13 protein-coding genes are annotated in these 13695 nt (G+C 73.1%); 5 read left to right on the top strand and 8 right to left on the bottom strand.

Translation table 11 applies throughout. The features are described 5' to 3' along the window. Nucleotides 1-13 precede the first annotated feature (13 nt). Nucleotides 14-976, bottom strand: a complete 963-nt coding sequence (locus OG406_RS08135; protein WP_329184985.1) for an FAD-dependent oxidoreductase — start codon at nucleotides 974-976, stop codon at nucleotides 14-16. A gap of 66 nt (nucleotides 977-1042) precedes the next feature. Between OG406_RS08135 and OG406_RS08130 the strand changes: the two genes are divergently transcribed. Together OG406_RS08130 and OG406_RS08125 are read left to right on the top strand one after the other, a co-directional pair. Then, complete coding sequence (locus tag OG406_RS08130; protein WP_329184982.1) at nucleotides 1043-2086, top strand: oxidoreductase; 1044 nt, start codon at nucleotides 1043-1045, stop codon at nucleotides 2084-2086. Between the two features lie 381 nt (nucleotides 2087-2467). Continuing rightward, nucleotides 2468-4108, top strand: coding sequence for an ABC-F family ATP-binding cassette domain-containing protein (locus OG406_RS08125; RefSeq protein WP_164371406.1), 1641 nt, complete (start codon nucleotides 2468-2470; stop codon nucleotides 4106-4108). A 169-nt stretch (nucleotides 4109-4277) separates the two neighbouring features. Here the strand turns inward: OG406_RS08125 and OG406_RS08120 are convergent, their stop codons facing one another. From OG406_RS08120 to OG406_RS08110, 3 genes are all read right to left on the bottom strand, one after another. Continuing rightward, entirely contained in the window at nucleotides 4278-6683 is a 2406-nt protein-coding gene (locus OG406_RS08120) for a Tex family protein (protein ID WP_326841921.1), read from the bottom strand. Nucleotides 6684-6810: 127 nt separating this feature from the next. Further along, on the bottom strand, nucleotides 6811-6942 hold the full coding sequence (locus tag OG406_RS08115; protein ID WP_266617602.1) for an LPFR motif small protein: 132 nt from the start codon (nucleotides 6940-6942) through the stop codon (nucleotides 6811-6813). Between the two features lie 53 nt (nucleotides 6943-6995). After that, nucleotides 6996-7862, bottom strand: coding sequence for an SCO6745 family protein (locus tag OG406_RS08110; RefSeq protein WP_267049066.1), 867 nt, complete (start codon nucleotides 7860-7862; stop codon nucleotides 6996-6998). Nucleotides 7863-7973: 111 nt separating this feature from the next. On the opposite strand from OG406_RS08110, the gene OG406_RS08105 reads away from it, so the two are divergent. Next, nucleotides 7974-8927 (top strand): GlxA family transcriptional regulator, encoded by a 954-nt coding sequence (locus OG406_RS08105; protein WP_329184976.1) that lies wholly within the window; start codon nucleotides 7974-7976, stop codon nucleotides 8925-8927. Between the two features lie 139 nt (nucleotides 8928-9066). After that, complete coding sequence (locus OG406_RS08100; protein WP_164371402.1) at nucleotides 9067-9702, top strand: DJ-1/PfpI family protein; 636 nt, start codon at nucleotides 9067-9069, stop codon at nucleotides 9700-9702. Between the two features lie 6 nt (nucleotides 9703-9708). On the opposite strand, the gene OG406_RS08095 is transcribed toward OG406_RS08100, so the two are convergent. Beyond that, the gene (locus tag OG406_RS08095; RefSeq protein ID WP_329184974.1) at nucleotides 9709-10452 is read right to left on the bottom strand and encodes an enoyl-CoA hydratase/isomerase family protein; all 744 of its coding nucleotides are present in this window, start codon (nucleotides 10450-10452) and stop codon (nucleotides 9709-9711) included. Between the two features lie 311 nt (nucleotides 10453-10763). On the opposite strand from OG406_RS08095, the gene OG406_RS08090 reads away from it, so the two are divergent. Continuing rightward, nucleotides 10764-11267 carry an ATP-binding protein gene (locus OG406_RS08090; RefSeq protein ID WP_164371517.1) on the top strand — a complete coding sequence of 168 codons (504 nt, stop codon included), beginning with the start codon at nucleotides 10764-10766 and terminating at the stop codon, nucleotides 11265-11267. A gap of 8 nt (nucleotides 11268-11275) precedes the next feature. Here OG406_RS08090 and idi read toward each other — a convergent pair whose 3' ends face one another. The 3 genes from idi to OG406_RS08075 form a co-directional block, all read right to left on the bottom strand. Then, nucleotides 11276-11869: an isopentenyl-diphosphate Delta-isomerase gene (gene idi, locus OG406_RS08085; protein ID WP_081220416.1), complete on the bottom strand. Its 594-nt coding sequence runs from the start codon at nucleotides 11867-11869 to the stop codon at nucleotides 11276-11278. Between the two features lie 123 nt (nucleotides 11870-11992). Then, on the bottom strand, nucleotides 11993-12544 hold the full coding sequence (locus OG406_RS08080) for a GNAT family N-acetyltransferase (protein ID WP_329184972.1): 552 nt from the start codon (nucleotides 12542-12544) through the stop codon (nucleotides 11993-11995). Nucleotides 12545-12743: 199 nt separating this feature from the next. Further along, on the bottom strand, nucleotides 12744-13682 hold the full coding sequence (locus OG406_RS08075) for a cation diffusion facilitator family transporter (RefSeq protein ID WP_164371399.1): 939 nt from the start codon (nucleotides 13680-13682) through the stop codon (nucleotides 12744-12746). Nucleotides 13683-13695 lie beyond the last annotated feature (13 nt).

The following is a 13695-nucleotide window of genomic DNA, read 5'->3' as shown; positions in this document are numbered from 1 at the left end:
TGAAGGACCGCTCTCAGCGGGAGGCGGCCGCGCTCACGAGCCCGGCCGCCTCCCGCGCGCACCCCCACGCCACGGTGACCCCGGCGCCCCCGTGACCGTAGTTGTGCACCAAAACCCGCCCGTCGGGCAGGACTTCACGCTCCAGCCGGACCGCCTCCCGTACCGGCCGCAGGCCCACCCGGTGGTCGAGCACCCGCGCCCCGGCGACCTCGGGCCGCAGCGCCGCGCACCGCTCGACGATCGCCGCCGCCACGTCCGGGTCGGGCTCCCGCGACCAGTCGTCCTCGTCCGTGGTGCCGCCGAGGACGAGCCGGTCCGGCTGCGGGAAGACGTACGTCGTCGTCCCGGCCGCCGGGTCCGTGGAGACGAGCCAGTCGCGTACCCCCGGGTTCTCCACGATGACGAGCTGCCCGCGCACGGGCCGGACGGCGGGGTCCGGGACGAGCGAACGGGCCCCCAGGCCCGTGCAGTTGACGACGATCGCGGCCGGTACCTCGGACAGGTCCGTGACCTCCCGCTCCTCGATCGTGCCGCCGGCCCCGAGGAGCCGGTCCTGGAGCAGACGCAGATGGACGGGCATGTCGATCAGCGGGAGTCGCGCCCACAGAGCCGTCCCGGGGTACTCCTGCGCCGTCGCCGTGCGCAGGCCGGGCACGCGTGCCGCCCAGTCGCCGAGTTCGTCCAACCGCGTCTCGCCCATCACCCCCTCGACCACGCGTACGCCCGTCTCGGCGGGCCGGGCCGCCAACTCCTCGTACACGGTGAGGGAAGTGAGCGCCCACGCGCGGGCGCGCGCCTTCGGTTCGATGCGATACGGCCACCACAGCGCCCCGGCGACCGCCGAGGTGGTCCGCTCGGCGGGCTCCCGCGTCCACACCCGGACCCGCCGTCCGGCCTCGGCCAGCACCACGGCCGTCGTCAGACCGACGACCCCGCTGCCGACCACGATCACCTCGTCGTTCCCGGGCTGCTCCATGCGGGGACGCTAGCGGAATGTGTCATGCCGTGCTCGGACCGGCCCCCGTGCGGGAATACTCGGGGCATGTCTGCCGAGTACGCGACCTTCGGCCTGGCACCGGCGATGCGTGCCGGTGAAGTCCTCGCCAACGGTGACTTCCAAGTGCACCGGGATTTCGTCGACTTCGTCGTCGACGGACGCCCGCTCCTGTTCCAGCTCTCCGACCTCGACGCGGTGTCCCCACTCGCCTCCGACGTCCCGCCCGCCATTTTCACCGCCCAGGTGCGCGGCCTGCTGCTGGAGGCCGACGCCCCGCTGTCCGACGGCCGTCACGTCATCTACGGCTGCCCCGAGTGCGAGGGCGTCGAGTGCGGTGCCGTCACCGCGCTGATCGAGAGGGAGGACGACGACTACGTCTGGCGCGACTTCGCCTGGCAGACGGGGGAGCGGCCCGACCTGGAGCGCAACGGCTACCACGGGATGGGTCCGTTCCGCTTCCACGGCACGGAGTACCGCGCCGCACTGAACTCCCTCCTCGACGCCGACGCCGACGCCGACGCTGACACCGACGCGGGCCGTCGCCCCCGCGTCCTGCTGATCGGCCCCCGGGTCGCGCTGCTCGCCAAACTCGCCGCCGCCCTGCGCACCATCGGGATCGGCGCCGACATCGCGCGCGACACCACCGGAGTCCCGGCCGGTGAACTGCGCGTCTACGGAGCGGTGGTGTACGGACCGTCCGTCGGCGCGGCGGAACGGGCCGCCGTACGGGAGGCCTTCGACGCCGCGGACATCGAGGTACCGCACGTCGAGGGGCTCGCGCCCATCGTTCCGCTGCTGGTCGCCCAGGTCGAGCACGCGCTGGACCGCGGGCCCCTGGAGCTGCGCCGCCTCACCCGCCTGGTCGCCGCCGACGGCGAGGCCGGGATCGAGGTCACCTCGACCTGCCGCGTCCGGCTGACCGCGTACCGGCTCGACCGCCTCGCCCGGGGCCACGCCCACGACGTCTTCGACGGCGTCCTGGAAACCGGGCGGCACCGGATCCCGCTGGAGGCCCGGGCGGTGAAGGGCGCGTCGTTCGTCGTGGCCCGGACGTCGGGGGGCGTACTGGTCGAGGCGATGGCCCGCTGACCCCGGGCCGGCTCGGCGCGACGCGGCGCACCAGGAACGCCGGGGGCTTCCCGGAGCGAGGAAGCAGCGACCCGCCTCGGGATCTCGGGATCACCGGATCACGGCCGACCCCACTCGTCCGCATCCCGGCTGGGGATGCGGACCGCCGGGCCGAGTCGCCGGGCCATCCTGCCAAGCCGCTGGCCAGCCCCCGGCCAGGGGGGGGAGGGCTGGCGGGCCGGGGCCGTGCGGAAGCGTGGGAGGCGGTGGTGAGGCAGGGTGGCGGGGCCCTCAGGCGGCCCGGAAACGCCGGTCCTGCGGGGGTAGGTCGGCGAGGGCGCGGCGGCCCGTCCCGATCGGCGGCGCGGAGCGCGACGGACGGCCGTTAAAATCGGCCCCCTGATGACTGCCACCCTCGTCGCCAAGAACCTCACCGCCGGACACGGCGACCGCGCCCTCTTCGCCGGACTCGACCTCGTCGTCGCTCCCGGTGACGTGATCGGGCTCGTCGGCGCCAACGGCGCGGGCAAGTCCACCCTGCTGCGCCTGCTCGCCGGTCTGCTCACCCCGGAGGAGGGCGAGCTGAAGCTCTCCCCGCCGACCGCGACCGTCGGACACCTGCCACAGGAACCGGAACGCCGGGAGGGCGAGACCGTCCGGGACTTCCTCGCGCGCCGCACGGGCGTGGACGAGGCCCAGCGCGTGATGGACGAGGCGACGCAGGCCCTCGTCGACGGAGCGCCCGGCGCGGACGACGCCTATGCGAACAGCCTGGAACGCTGGCTCGACCTCGGAGGCGCCGACCTCGACGAACGCGCCGCCGAGGTCGCCGACACCCTCGGCCTCGGCGTCGGCCTCGACCAGCCGATGACCTCCCTGTCCGGCGGCCAGGCGGCCCGCGCCGGACTCGCCTCGCTGCTCCTGTCCCGCTACGACGTCTTCCTGCTCGACGAGCCGACCAACGACCTCGACCTGGACGGCCTGGAGCGCCTGGAGCGCTTCGTCTCCGGACTGCGCGCGGGCACCGTCGTCGTCAGCCACGACCGCGAGTTCCTCAGCCGCACCGTCACCAAGGTCCTCGAACTCGACCTCGTCCAGCAGCAGATCACCCTGTACGGCGGCGGTTACGAGGCCTACCTGGAGGAGCGCGACACCGCGCGCCGGCACGCCCGCGAGGACTTCGAGGAGTACGCCGACAAGCGCTCGGCCCTCGAAGGCCGGGCCCAGATGCAGCGCGGCTGGATGGACAAGGGCGTCAAGAACGCCCGGCGCAAGGCGGGCAACGACAACGACAAGCTCGGCCGCAAGTTCCGCAGCGAGGCCAGCGAGAAGCAGGCCTCCAAGGCCCGGCAGACCCAGCGCATGATCGAGCGTCTCGACGTGGTCGACGAGCCGCGCAAGGAGTGGGAACTGCGCATGGAGATCGCGGCGGCACCGCGCTCGGGCGCGGTCGTGGCCGGCCTGCGGGACGCCGAGGTACGGCGCGGCGGCTTCACCTTCGGCCCGGCGACCCTGCAGATCGACTGGGCGGACCGGGTCGCCGTGACCGGGGCCAACGGCGCGGGCAAGTCGACCCTGCTGGGCGCCCTGCTCGGCCGGGTGCCGCTCGACGCGGGCCACGCCACCCTCGGCTCCGGCGTGGTCGTCGGCGAGGTCGACCAGGCCCGCAAGCTCTTCCACGGCCCCGAGTCGCTGATGGACGCGTTCGGCGCGGCCGTGCCCGACACCGAACCCGCCGAGGTCCGCACCCTGCTGGCCAAGTTCGGGCTCAAGGCCGACCACGTGACGCGCCCGGCGGCGACCCTCTCCCCGGGCGAGCGCACCCGTTCCGCCCTCGCCCTCCTCCAGGGCCGGGGCGTCAACCTGCTGGTCCTGGACGAACCGACCAACCACCTCGACCTCCCGGCGATCGAGCAGCTGGAATCGGCGATGGACTCGTACGAGGGCACGCTCCTGCTGGTCACCCACGACCGCCGGATGCTCGACGCGGTCCGCACGACCCGCCGCCTGGAAGTGGCGGACGGCAAGGTGACCGAGCGCTGAGCCGGGCGGCACACCGCCGCGCCCGACAGGGGGCGTGGAGCGGGCTGCGACCACACGCCGGAGGGGCGGCCGCCGATCACGGCAGCCGCCCCTCCGTCCGTCCCACCGAGGGCTTTCACCCTCCCCGGTACCCGGGACCCGGTGTCGGCCCCGGTACCCGGACCGCGTGTCAGCCCCGGCCGCCCTTGGGGTCGGTCAGACCCGCGCGCCGCAGGGCGTCCGCCATCGCGCTGTTGGCGGGCGGCGGAGCCTGCCGCGAGCCACCGCCGGTGCCGCCGCCACTTCCGCGGCCGCCCCCGCCCTGTCGCTGGCCGCCCTGCCGCTGCCCCCGCTGCTGGGGCGGACGCCCGCCCCGCTGCGGACGGCCGCCGCCCTCGGCGGGAGCCGGTGCCGCCGCCTCGTCGTCCAGCCGCAGGGTCAGCGAGATCCGCTTGCGCGGGATGTCGACGTCCTGGACCTTCACCTTGACGATGTCGCCGGGCTTCACCACGTCACGCGGGTCCTTCACGAACGTCCTCGACATCGCGGAGACGTGCACGAGCCCGTCCTGGTGGACGCCGACGTCGACGAAGGCACCGAACGCGGCCACGTTCGTCACGACGCCCTCCAGGATCATCCCGGGGGCCAGGTCGGAGATCTTCTCGACGCCGTCCTTGAACGTGGCCGTCTTGAAGGCGGGCCGCGGGTCGCGCCCGGGCTTCTCCAGCTCCCTGAGGATGTCCGTCACCGTCGGCAGGCCGAACTTCTCGTCCACGAAGTCGGCGGGCTTCAGCGAGCGCAGCACACCCGTGTTGCCGACGAGCGAACCGACCTCACCACCGGCCGTCTTCACCATCCGCCGCACCACGGGATACGCCTCGGGGTGCACGCTGGAGGCGTCCAGCGGGTCGTCGCCGCCCCGGATGCGCAGGAAGCCGGCGCACTGCTCGTACGCCTTAGGGCCCAGCCGGGCGACGCCCTTGAGGGACGTACGCGAGGTGAAGGGGCCGTTCGCGTCGCGGTGCGCCACGATGTTCTCCGCGAGGCCCGAGGTGATGCCGGAGACGCGGGCCAGCAGCGGGGCGGAGGCGGTGTTCACGTCCACCCCCACGCCGTTCACACAGTCCTCGACCACCGCGTCCAGCGAGCGGGAGAGCTTCACCTCGGACAGGTCGTGCTGGTACTGCCCGACCCCGATCGACTTGGGGTCGATCTTCACCAGCTCGGCCAGCGGGTCCTGGAGGCGCCGTGCGATGGAGACGGCGCCGCGCAGCGACACGTCCATGTCGGGCAGCTCCTGCGAGGCGAACGCGGACGCGGAGTACACCGACGCCCCCGCCTCGGACACCATCACCTTCGTGAGGTTCAGCTCGGGGTGCTTGGTGATCAGCTCCGCGGCGAGCTTGTCGGTCTCGCGGGAGGCCGTGCCGTTGCCGATCGCGACCAGGTCGACCGTGTGCTCCTTGGCGAGCCGCGCGAGCTTGGCGACGGCCTCGTCCCACCGGTTGGCCGGAACGTGCGGGTGGATGACGTCGGTGGCGACGACCTTGCCGGTCGCGTCCACGACGGCGACCTTCACACCCGTACGGAAACCGGGGTCGAGGCCCAGCGTCGCGCGCGTGCCCGCCGGGGCGGCGAGCAGCAGGTCCCGCAGGTTCGCCGCGAAGACGTTCACCGCCTCGTCCTCGGCGGCCGTGCGCAGCCGCAGCCGCACGTCGATGCCGAGGTGCACGAGGATGCGGGTGCGCCAGGCCCAACGGGCCGTGTCCACCAGCCACTTGTCACCGGGCCGGCCGCGGTCGGCGATGCCGAAGCGGTGAGCGACGGTCCCCTCGTACGACGAAGGGCCCTCCGTCGGCTCCTCGGGCTCCAGGACGAGGTCGAGGACGTCCTCCTTCTCGCCGCGCAGCATCGCGAGGACGCGGTGCGAGGGGAGATCCTTGAAGGGCTCCGCGAAGTCGAAGTAGTCGGCGAACTTGGCGCCCGCCTCCTCCTTGCCCTCCCGGACCTTGGCGGACAGCCGGCCGCGCACCCACATGCGCTCGCGCAGCTCGCCGATGAGGTCCGCGTCCTCCGAGAAGCGCTCGGTGAGGATCGACCGGGCGCCGTCCAGCGCGGCCTGCGGGTCGGCGACGCCCTTGTCCGCGTCGACGAAGGCAGCGGCCGCGGCGAGCGGGTCGACGGACGGGTCGCCGAGCAGGCCGTCGGCCAGCGGTGCGAGGCCCGCCTCACGGGCGATCTGCGCCTTGGTGCGCCGCTTCGGCTTGAACGGGAGGTAGATGTCCTCCAGGCGGGCCTTCGTCTCGGCGCCCCTGATCTGCGCCTCCACCTCGGGGGTGAGCTTGTCCTGCTCGCGCACCGATTCGAGGATCGCGGCGCGCCGCTCCTCCAGTTCCCGCAGATAGCGCAGCCGTTCCTCGAGGGTGCGCAGCTGCGCATCGTCGAGCATCTCGGTCGCTTCCTTGCGGTAGCGGGCGATGAAGGGCACGGTCGAGCCGCCGTCGAGCAAGTCGACGGCGGCCTTGACCTGCCGCTCCCGTACGCCGAGTTCCTCGGCGATCCTGCCTTCGATGGACCCTACGAGGGGTGTCGTCACGATCCCGTACCGCCTTCTCCACTGGGGTTGCGCGGCAATTGTGGCAGGTGACACCGACAACGGTGGATCAGGGCGGCGCACGGAGCGGTCGCGCGCCGTGGGGCGGCGCCGGGGGAGGCGCCGTCCCTCACGCCTTGCGGGTCCGTCCGGAGCCCGAGGCTCCGCCGAACAGCCGGGCCAGAGCCCGGAACGGCAGGGTGACGACGGTGGCGATGGCCCCGCCGATCTGACGCAGAACGTCGGCAATGGCACGCAGCATGTTCTTTCCCCTTTCGTCTTCCGGCACGGAGGAGCCGGTGACGAACGGGTACCTCAGTTCTTGCCGATCATGTCCGCCGGGAACGCCCCGTTGGCGAGCGCCGTCATCAGCAGACCCTTCGCGAGCTCGGTGAGCCGCTCCACCCCGGCCGCGCCGAGGTGCTCGTAGGGGGCGCGGTCGAGGCGGTCCGTGCGGGCCTCGATGTCCTGCCGCAGGGCCACACCGGCCTCCGTCAACTCGCCCTCGGCGTCGAGCAGCCCGCGCTCGCGCAGCCGTCCGGACGCCGCCTCCCAGTCCTGCCGGTTCCAGCCGCGGGTGCCGAGCGCCCACTTGGGGGCCATGCCCTTGCCGGTCGCGGTGTGGCTCACCAGGGCCTCCACCGGGTCCAGCTCCGCGTCGAGCAGCGCGGCGAGGTGTCCGTCACCGCGGTGTTCGCGGAGCAGGGTCGCCGCGTGCCACAGCGCCAGATGCGGCGGCCCGGGCACCGGGAGGTCCGCGTGGGCGGAGTACAGCGGCCGGGCCGTCGCGTCGCAGGCCTCGGCCGCCCGCAGCGCGAGCCGGGCGGCCTCGGCCACCTCCTCGGAGGCGACGACGTCCTCGCCGAGCAGCCGCGTGAGCGTCGCGTCCACGGCCCGCAGGCGCGCCGCGAGGACGGTCTCCGGGGAGGCCTTCTCCCACACCTGGGGCACGTGCTCGGCCACCAGCGAGTGCCGGAAGTTGTAGAACGTCGCCGTCACCGTGCCGGCGCCGACCGCGCCCATGGCGGCGGACCGCGCGGCGAAGTACGCGCCGCGGTCGTCCGCGATGCCGACCGCGGCCAGCTCACGCCCCAGATCGGGGGAGAAGTAGTGCGTCGAGTGCAGCGGGTTGAGGACGTTGTGGCAGCGGCGCCCGGCGCGCTCCGGCAGTGGAGTGGTCATACCCCGCACATTACCGACTGGTCGGTACGTCGTGAACCGTGGTGCCCGGATGGCAGGAAAGGTGGGGTACGCGTCATTGCGGCCATCCGGGCGCGGGTCGAGAATCGAGGCATGCGAACGGTCCTGATCGTCCTCTTCGACGGCGTCCAGAGCCTCGACGTCACCGGCCCGCTGGAGGTGTTCGCGGGCGCCGAGGCACACCGCGCCGACTCGTACCGCATCCGCACCGCCTCCCTGGACGGCGCCCCGGTGCGCTGCTCCAGCGGACTCGTCCTCGTCCCGGACCACCCGCTCGCCGAGGCGCCCGCGCCGCACACGCTTCTGGTGCCCGGAGGCAGGGGCACGCGGAACCCCGACCCCCTGCTCGTCGACTGGCTGCGCGCGCACGGCCCGGGCGCCGAGCGCCTCGTCTCCGTGTGCACCGGCGCGATCCTGCTCGCCGCGGCGGGCCTCCTCGACGGCCGGCGGGCGACGACCCACTGGGCATACTGCGACCGGCTCGCCCGCGACCATCCGGCGGTCGAGGTGGACCCTGATCCGATCTACGTCCGTGACGGCCATGTGGCCACGTCGGCGGGGGTCACCTCCGGCATCGACCTGGCCCTCGCCCTGGTGGAGGACGACCTGGGCCGTGCCGCCGCCCTCACCATCGCCCGCCACCTCGTCGTCTTCCTCCGACGGCCCGGGAACCAGGCCCAGTTCAGCGTCCAGCTCGCCGCGCAGACCGCGCGGCGCGAACCGTTGCGCGAGGTCCAGCAGTGGATCTCCGAACACCCCGGCGGCGATCTGAGCGTCGAGTCGCTCGCCGCCCGGGCCCGCCTCTCGCCCCGTCACTTCGCCCGCGCGTTCCAGGCCGAGACCGGCACCACGCCCGGCCGCTACGTCGAGGGCGTCCGGCTCGAACACGCCCGCCGGCTCCTGGAGGACACCCCCGACGGCGTCGAGGAGATCTCCCGCGCCTCCGGTTACGGCACACCGGAGGCCATGCGCCGCGCCTTCGTGAAGACCCTCGGTTCCGCCCCGGCCGAGTACCGGCGCCGCTTCCGGCCGGCACCGGCCGGCTGACACCGCACCGGGGTCCACCCTCGCCGCCGGTCCACCCGGCCACCGGTTGACCCGCCCGGCCGAACCGGCGGATCCCGTACGCGGCCCGAGCGCACCCGCCCGCCCACCCGTGTCCCGCCCACCCTCCGAAAGGCCTCCGATGCAGATCGCCATCGTCCTCTACGACCGTTTCACCGCCCTGGACGCCGTCGGCCCCTACGAGACGCTCGGCCGGCTCCCGGACGCGGACACCGTCTTCGTCGCCGAGCGCACCGGGCCCGTCCGCTCCGACACCGGACGGCTCGCGCTGACCGCCGACAAGAGCCTCGCCGAGGTCCCGCGTCCCGACATCGTGGTGGTTCCCGGCGGCCCGGGTCAGGGCGCCCAGATGGGCAACGAGGTCCTCCTCGACTGGCTCCGTACCGCGGACGGCACCAGTGCCTGGACGACCTCGGTGTGCACGGGCTCCCTGCTGCTCGCGTCCGCCGGACTCCTCGAAGGCCGCCGGGCCACCTCGCACTGGCTGGCCCTCGACGGGCTCAAGGAGTTCGGGGCCGAGCCGACGGGGGAGCGGGTCGTGTTCGACGGCAAGTACGTGACGGCGGCCGGTGTCTCGTCCGGTATCGACATGGGACTCACGCTGCTCGGCCGGATCGCCGGGGACGAACACGCCCAGGCCGTCCAGCTGTTGACCGAGTACGACCCCCAGCCGCCGTACGACGCGGGCTCACCGGAGAAGGCGCCCGCGCACCTCGTCGACAGGTTCCGCAACGGCAGCCACGTCGTTCTGAGCTAGCGCGTGTCAGGGAGTCCAGGTGAACCGCGGCTGCCTGCGCCCCAGGAAGGCGGCGACACCCTCCGGGGCGTCGCCGCCGCCGCGCGCCTGCTCCGCCCAGTACGCGTCGCGGTCGGTGCGCCCGTTCGCGAACTCCTTCGCCGAGGCCTGCGTCAGCAGCGAGCGCGAGGCGAGGACGCGGGTGAACTCCCCGACCCGCTTGTCGAGTTCGCCCTCGGGCAGCACCTCGTCCACCAGGCCGGTGCGCAACGCGCGCTCCGTGTCGATCAACTCGCCGGAGAAGAGCAGGTATTTGGCGGCGGACGGTCCGACCAGGGCCGCCAACCGCCGTGTGGAGGAGGCGGGGTAGACGATCCCGAGCTTCGCCGGGGTCACGCCGAACAGCGCTCCCTCCTGCGCGAACCGCAGATCACAGGCCGCCGCGAGCTGGGCGCCGCCTCCCACGCAGTAGCCGCGGATCGCGGCGAGCGTCGGCTTGGGGAACGCGGCGAGGGACTCCTCGGCGAGCACGGCCAGACCCTGGGCCTCGTCCGGGGAACCGCGCAGCGTGGAGATGTCGGCCCCGGCGCAGAAGGTCGCGCCCTCGCCGGTGAGCACGAGCGCGTGGACGTCGGGGCGGCCGGCCAGCTCCGCCAGCAGGGGAGGCAGCGCACGCCACATCTCCGTCGTCATGGCGTTCCGCTTGGCGGGATGGTCGATGACGACGGTGGCGACTCCGTCGCCGACGTGATGCGACAGCTGCGGCTCCATGGGCGGGATGCTATCCGCACCCCGGAGGGCTGCCGGAAGGCGGCCGGAGAGCCGGAACGGAACGGAGCCGGGCGCGGCGGAAGCGAGGGGTGCGCGCATCAGGTCAGCTCCGGGACAAACCCGTACAACCTGAATACTTTCGGAAGGCGGCACCAGAGGGGCAGGAGCTGTCGTGGAACTGACCGTGTCATACGCAGACGGTCAGAAGGCGTCGATAGTCGCTGACTTCTGTTCAGTTCTCCGGTACGGACCAGCGCATTACCAACACTCGACGTGTGGTGACAATCGAGCGCAAGGGTGGCGACCGGACGATGGAGAACCTCGGGCGGGGGTCCGACCCGAGCCCAGAAGGCGGGGGCGTGACACCCGGCGTCAGATCGCCGGAGCCACTGCCGTACGAGGGGGTGTGGCGGTTCACCGCGCCCGCCGTCGACGCCTCGGTGCCGCAGGCACGGCACGCCGTCCGTGACCTGCTGGCCCGTCAGGGGGTCCCGGTCTCGGACGAACTCGTCCAGGGACTGCTGCTGATCGTCTCCGAACTGGTCACGAACGCCGTCAAGCACGCGGCACTCCTGTCGCCGATGCTCGCGGTCGAGGTCGCCGTCGGAGCCGAGTGGGTGCGGGTGTCCGTCGAGGACAACCACCCCTACCGCCCGACCGCGCTGGAGGCCGACTACGGCCAGACCGGCGGCCGGGGCCTGCTGCTGGTGCGCGAGGTCACCAGGGAGTCCGGGGGTGTGTGCGACGTCGAGCACACCGCGAGCGGCGGCAAGGTGATCTGGGCCGCCCTGCCGCTCACCCCGGGTGCCGTGTAGCGGACCCGCTACCAGCCCGCGGACGGGCCCGTCAGCTCACGGACGGCGGGACGGGCCGCGTCCAGAACCGTCATGAACCACGCCGAGAACGGGTCCTTCGCGTGCCGCTCGGCCAGCTCGGCGGCGGTCACGAAAGCCGTCGAGCCGACCTCCTCGGGATCGGGCCGCAGCGCGGACTGCACCATGCCGACGAAGAGGTGGTTGTACTCCTGCTCCACCAGGCCCGAGTCCGGGTCCGGGTGGTTGTAGCGGACCGTGCCCGCCTCGGCCAGCAGCGTCGGCGACACCCCCAGCTCCTCGTACGTCCGCCGGGCCGCGGCCGCGAAGGGCGCCTCGCCCGGGTACGGGTGGCCGCAGCAGGTGTTGGACCAGACACCGGGGGAGTGGTACTTGCCGAGGGCGCGCTGCTGGAGCAGCAGCCGGCCCTGCTCGTCGAAGAGGAACACCGAGAACGCTCTGTGCAGCTGTCCCGGCGCCTGGTGGGCGGCGAGCTTCTCCGCCGTACCGATCGTGTTGCCGTCCTCGTCGACCAGTTCCAGCAAGATCGCTTCAACGGTGCCGTTCGACGAACTGTGCGTCGCGGTGGCAGGTGTGATCGGCATACCCATCCTTCGCATCGGTCTTCAAGCCCCAAGTCTGCCGTACGAAAGCGGCACTCCCGGCACTTCGCGGCTCCCGCATGTCCCGCCCCGGGAGCCCGGAGCGGGACATGCGGACGGTGTGCGTCAGACGCCGAAAGCCGCTGGATACCTGATCGTGCCCGGTGCCACCGGCCAGGAACCGCCGAGGACGAGGGCCATCAGATGTTCGGACGGCACGTCGAATCCGGGCCCGATGCCGTACGCGGCGGCGGGCCCGAATCCGAACCTCGGGTAGTACCCGGGATGCCCGAGTACGAGGACGAGCCGCTCTCCCCGCGCGCGTGCCGCGTCCAGCACCGCGCGTACGACGGCCGAACCGGCACCCCTCCGCTGGAGATCGGGCCGGACCGCCACCGGCGCCAGCGCGGCCGCCGGGGCGTCGTCGACGTGACAACGGGTGATCAGCGCGTACGCCGCCACGGTGCCGTCCGGCGCCTCGGCGACGTAGGACAGGCCGGGAAGCCAGGCGTCCGGGTCGGCGCGCAGCGCGTCCACCAGGTCGGCCTCCTCGGCCCGTCCGAAGGCGGCGGCGGTCAGGGCGTGCACCGCCGTGGCATCGGCGGACGTCTCCCGGCGGATGCGCCGGGCAGAACCGTCCGGGGTCGGCGGGGTGCTGTTGTCTGTGTGCTCGGTCACGGTGAAAACCCTTGAACGAGGGCCCGGCCGACGCGCCGCCGAACGGCGGGTCAGCCGCGGGCCCGGGAAACGGGGACGACGAGGTCGCTGCGCGGGGCAGCGCCGGGCACGACCGTCATCAACCCACCTCCGGGGACCGCGGCCACGCTAACAGCGGGCGGTACCGCGCCGCCCCAGGTTTTACGGGAGCTCCGCGCGGTCAGTGGCAGAGCCGCGCCTCGTGCTCGGCGTGCCCGCTCGGCTCCAGCTGGAACGTGCAGTGCTCCACGTCGAAGTGGACGCCCAGGCAGCCCTGCAGTTCGTGGAGCACCTTCTCGTGCCCTATGGCGTTCAGCACGTCGGAACTGACGACGACGTGCGCCGAGAGCACCGGCATGCCGGACGTGATGGTCCAGGCGTGCAGGTCGTGGATGTCCTCGACCCCGTCGAGAGCCAGGATGTGGGCGCGTACCTCCGCCATGTCGACGCCCTTGGGCGCCGCCTCCAGCAGCACGTCGAGCGTCTCGTGCAGCAGCTTCCAGGTGCGCGGGACGATCATCAGCGCGATGGCGATCGAGGCGATCGGGTCCGCGGCCTGCCAGCCGGTGGTGATGATGACCACCGCCGCGATGATGACCGCCAGCGAGCCCAGCGCGTCGGCCGCCACCTCCAGGAAGGCCCCCCGCACGTTCAGGCTGTCCTTCTGGCCGCGCATCAGCAGCGTCAGCGACACCGAGTTCGCGACCAGACCGATCGCGCCGAACACGATGGCCAGTCCGCCCTGGGTGTCGGCGGGCGTCACGAAGCGCTGGATCGCCTCGACGAGCACGTAGCCGCCGACGACGAGCAGCAGCAGACAGTTGGCGAGCGCGGCCAGGATCTCGGCCCGGGCCAGCCCGAAGGTGCGGTTGCGGCTCGGGGGCCGCGCCGCGAAATGGATCGCGAGCAGGGCCATGCCGAGCCCCAGCGCGTCAGTCGCCATGTGTGCCGCGTCCGCGACCAGCGCGAGCGAGTCGGCCAGCAGACCGCCGAAGATCTCGACCACCATGACGGTGAGCGTGATGCCCAGGGCGACGCGCAGCCTCCCGCGGTACGCGGCCGCCGCCGTGCCCGTCGGGGGAGCGCCGTGCGCGTGCCCGTGATCGTGCCCAGCCCCCATGGAAAGCCGCCTC

The sequence above is a fragment of the Streptomyces sp. NBC_01428 genome (assembly GCF_036231965.1).
In the GTDB taxonomy this organism is placed as follows: Bacteria; Actinomycetota; Actinomycetes; order Streptomycetales; family Streptomycetaceae; genus Streptomyces.
The sequence above is the reverse complement of the archived record's forward strand: the minus strand, read 5'-3'. Positions and strand labels throughout refer to the sequence as shown.

Bases quoted from the DNA above. Each gene is read 5' to 3' on its own strand.
- OG406_RS08095 (WP_329184974.1), bottom strand. From the start codon at position 10,452: ATGGAGCCGCAGCTGTCGCATCACGTCGGCGACGGAGTCGCCACCGTC.
- OG406_RS08130 (WP_329184982.1), top strand. From the start codon at position 1,043: ATGTCTGCCGAGTACGCGACCTTCGGCCTGGCACCGGCGATGCGTGCC.
- OG406_RS08135 (WP_329184985.1), bottom strand. From the start codon at position 976: ATGGAGCAGCCCGGGAACGACGAGGTGATCGTGGTCGGCAGCGGGGTC.
- OG406_RS08075 (WP_164371399.1), bottom strand. From the start codon at position 13,682: ATGGGGGCTGGGCACGATCACGGGCACGCGCACGGCGCTCCCCCGACG.
- idi (WP_081220416.1), bottom strand. From the start codon at position 11,869: ATGCCGATCACACCTGCCACCGCGACGCACAGTTCGTCGAACGGCACC.
- OG406_RS08125 (WP_164371406.1), top strand. From the start codon at position 2,468: ATGACTGCCACCCTCGTCGCCAAGAACCTCACCGCCGGACACGGCGAC.
- OG406_RS08105 (WP_329184976.1), top strand. From the start codon at position 7,974: ATGCGAACGGTCCTGATCGTCCTCTTCGACGGCGTCCAGAGCCTCGAC.
- OG406_RS08115 (WP_266617602.1), bottom strand. From the start codon at position 6,942: ATGCTGCGTGCCATTGCCGACGTTCTGCGTCAGATCGGCGGGGCCATC.
- OG406_RS08090 (WP_164371517.1), top strand. From the start codon at position 10,764: ATGGAGAACCTCGGGCGGGGGTCCGACCCGAGCCCAGAAGGCGGGGGC.
- OG406_RS08100 (WP_164371402.1), top strand. From the start codon at position 9,067: ATGCAGATCGCCATCGTCCTCTACGACCGTTTCACCGCCCTGGACGCC.
- OG406_RS08110 (WP_267049066.1), bottom strand. From the start codon at position 7,862: ATGACCACTCCACTGCCGGAGCGCGCCGGGCGCCGCTGCCACAACGTC.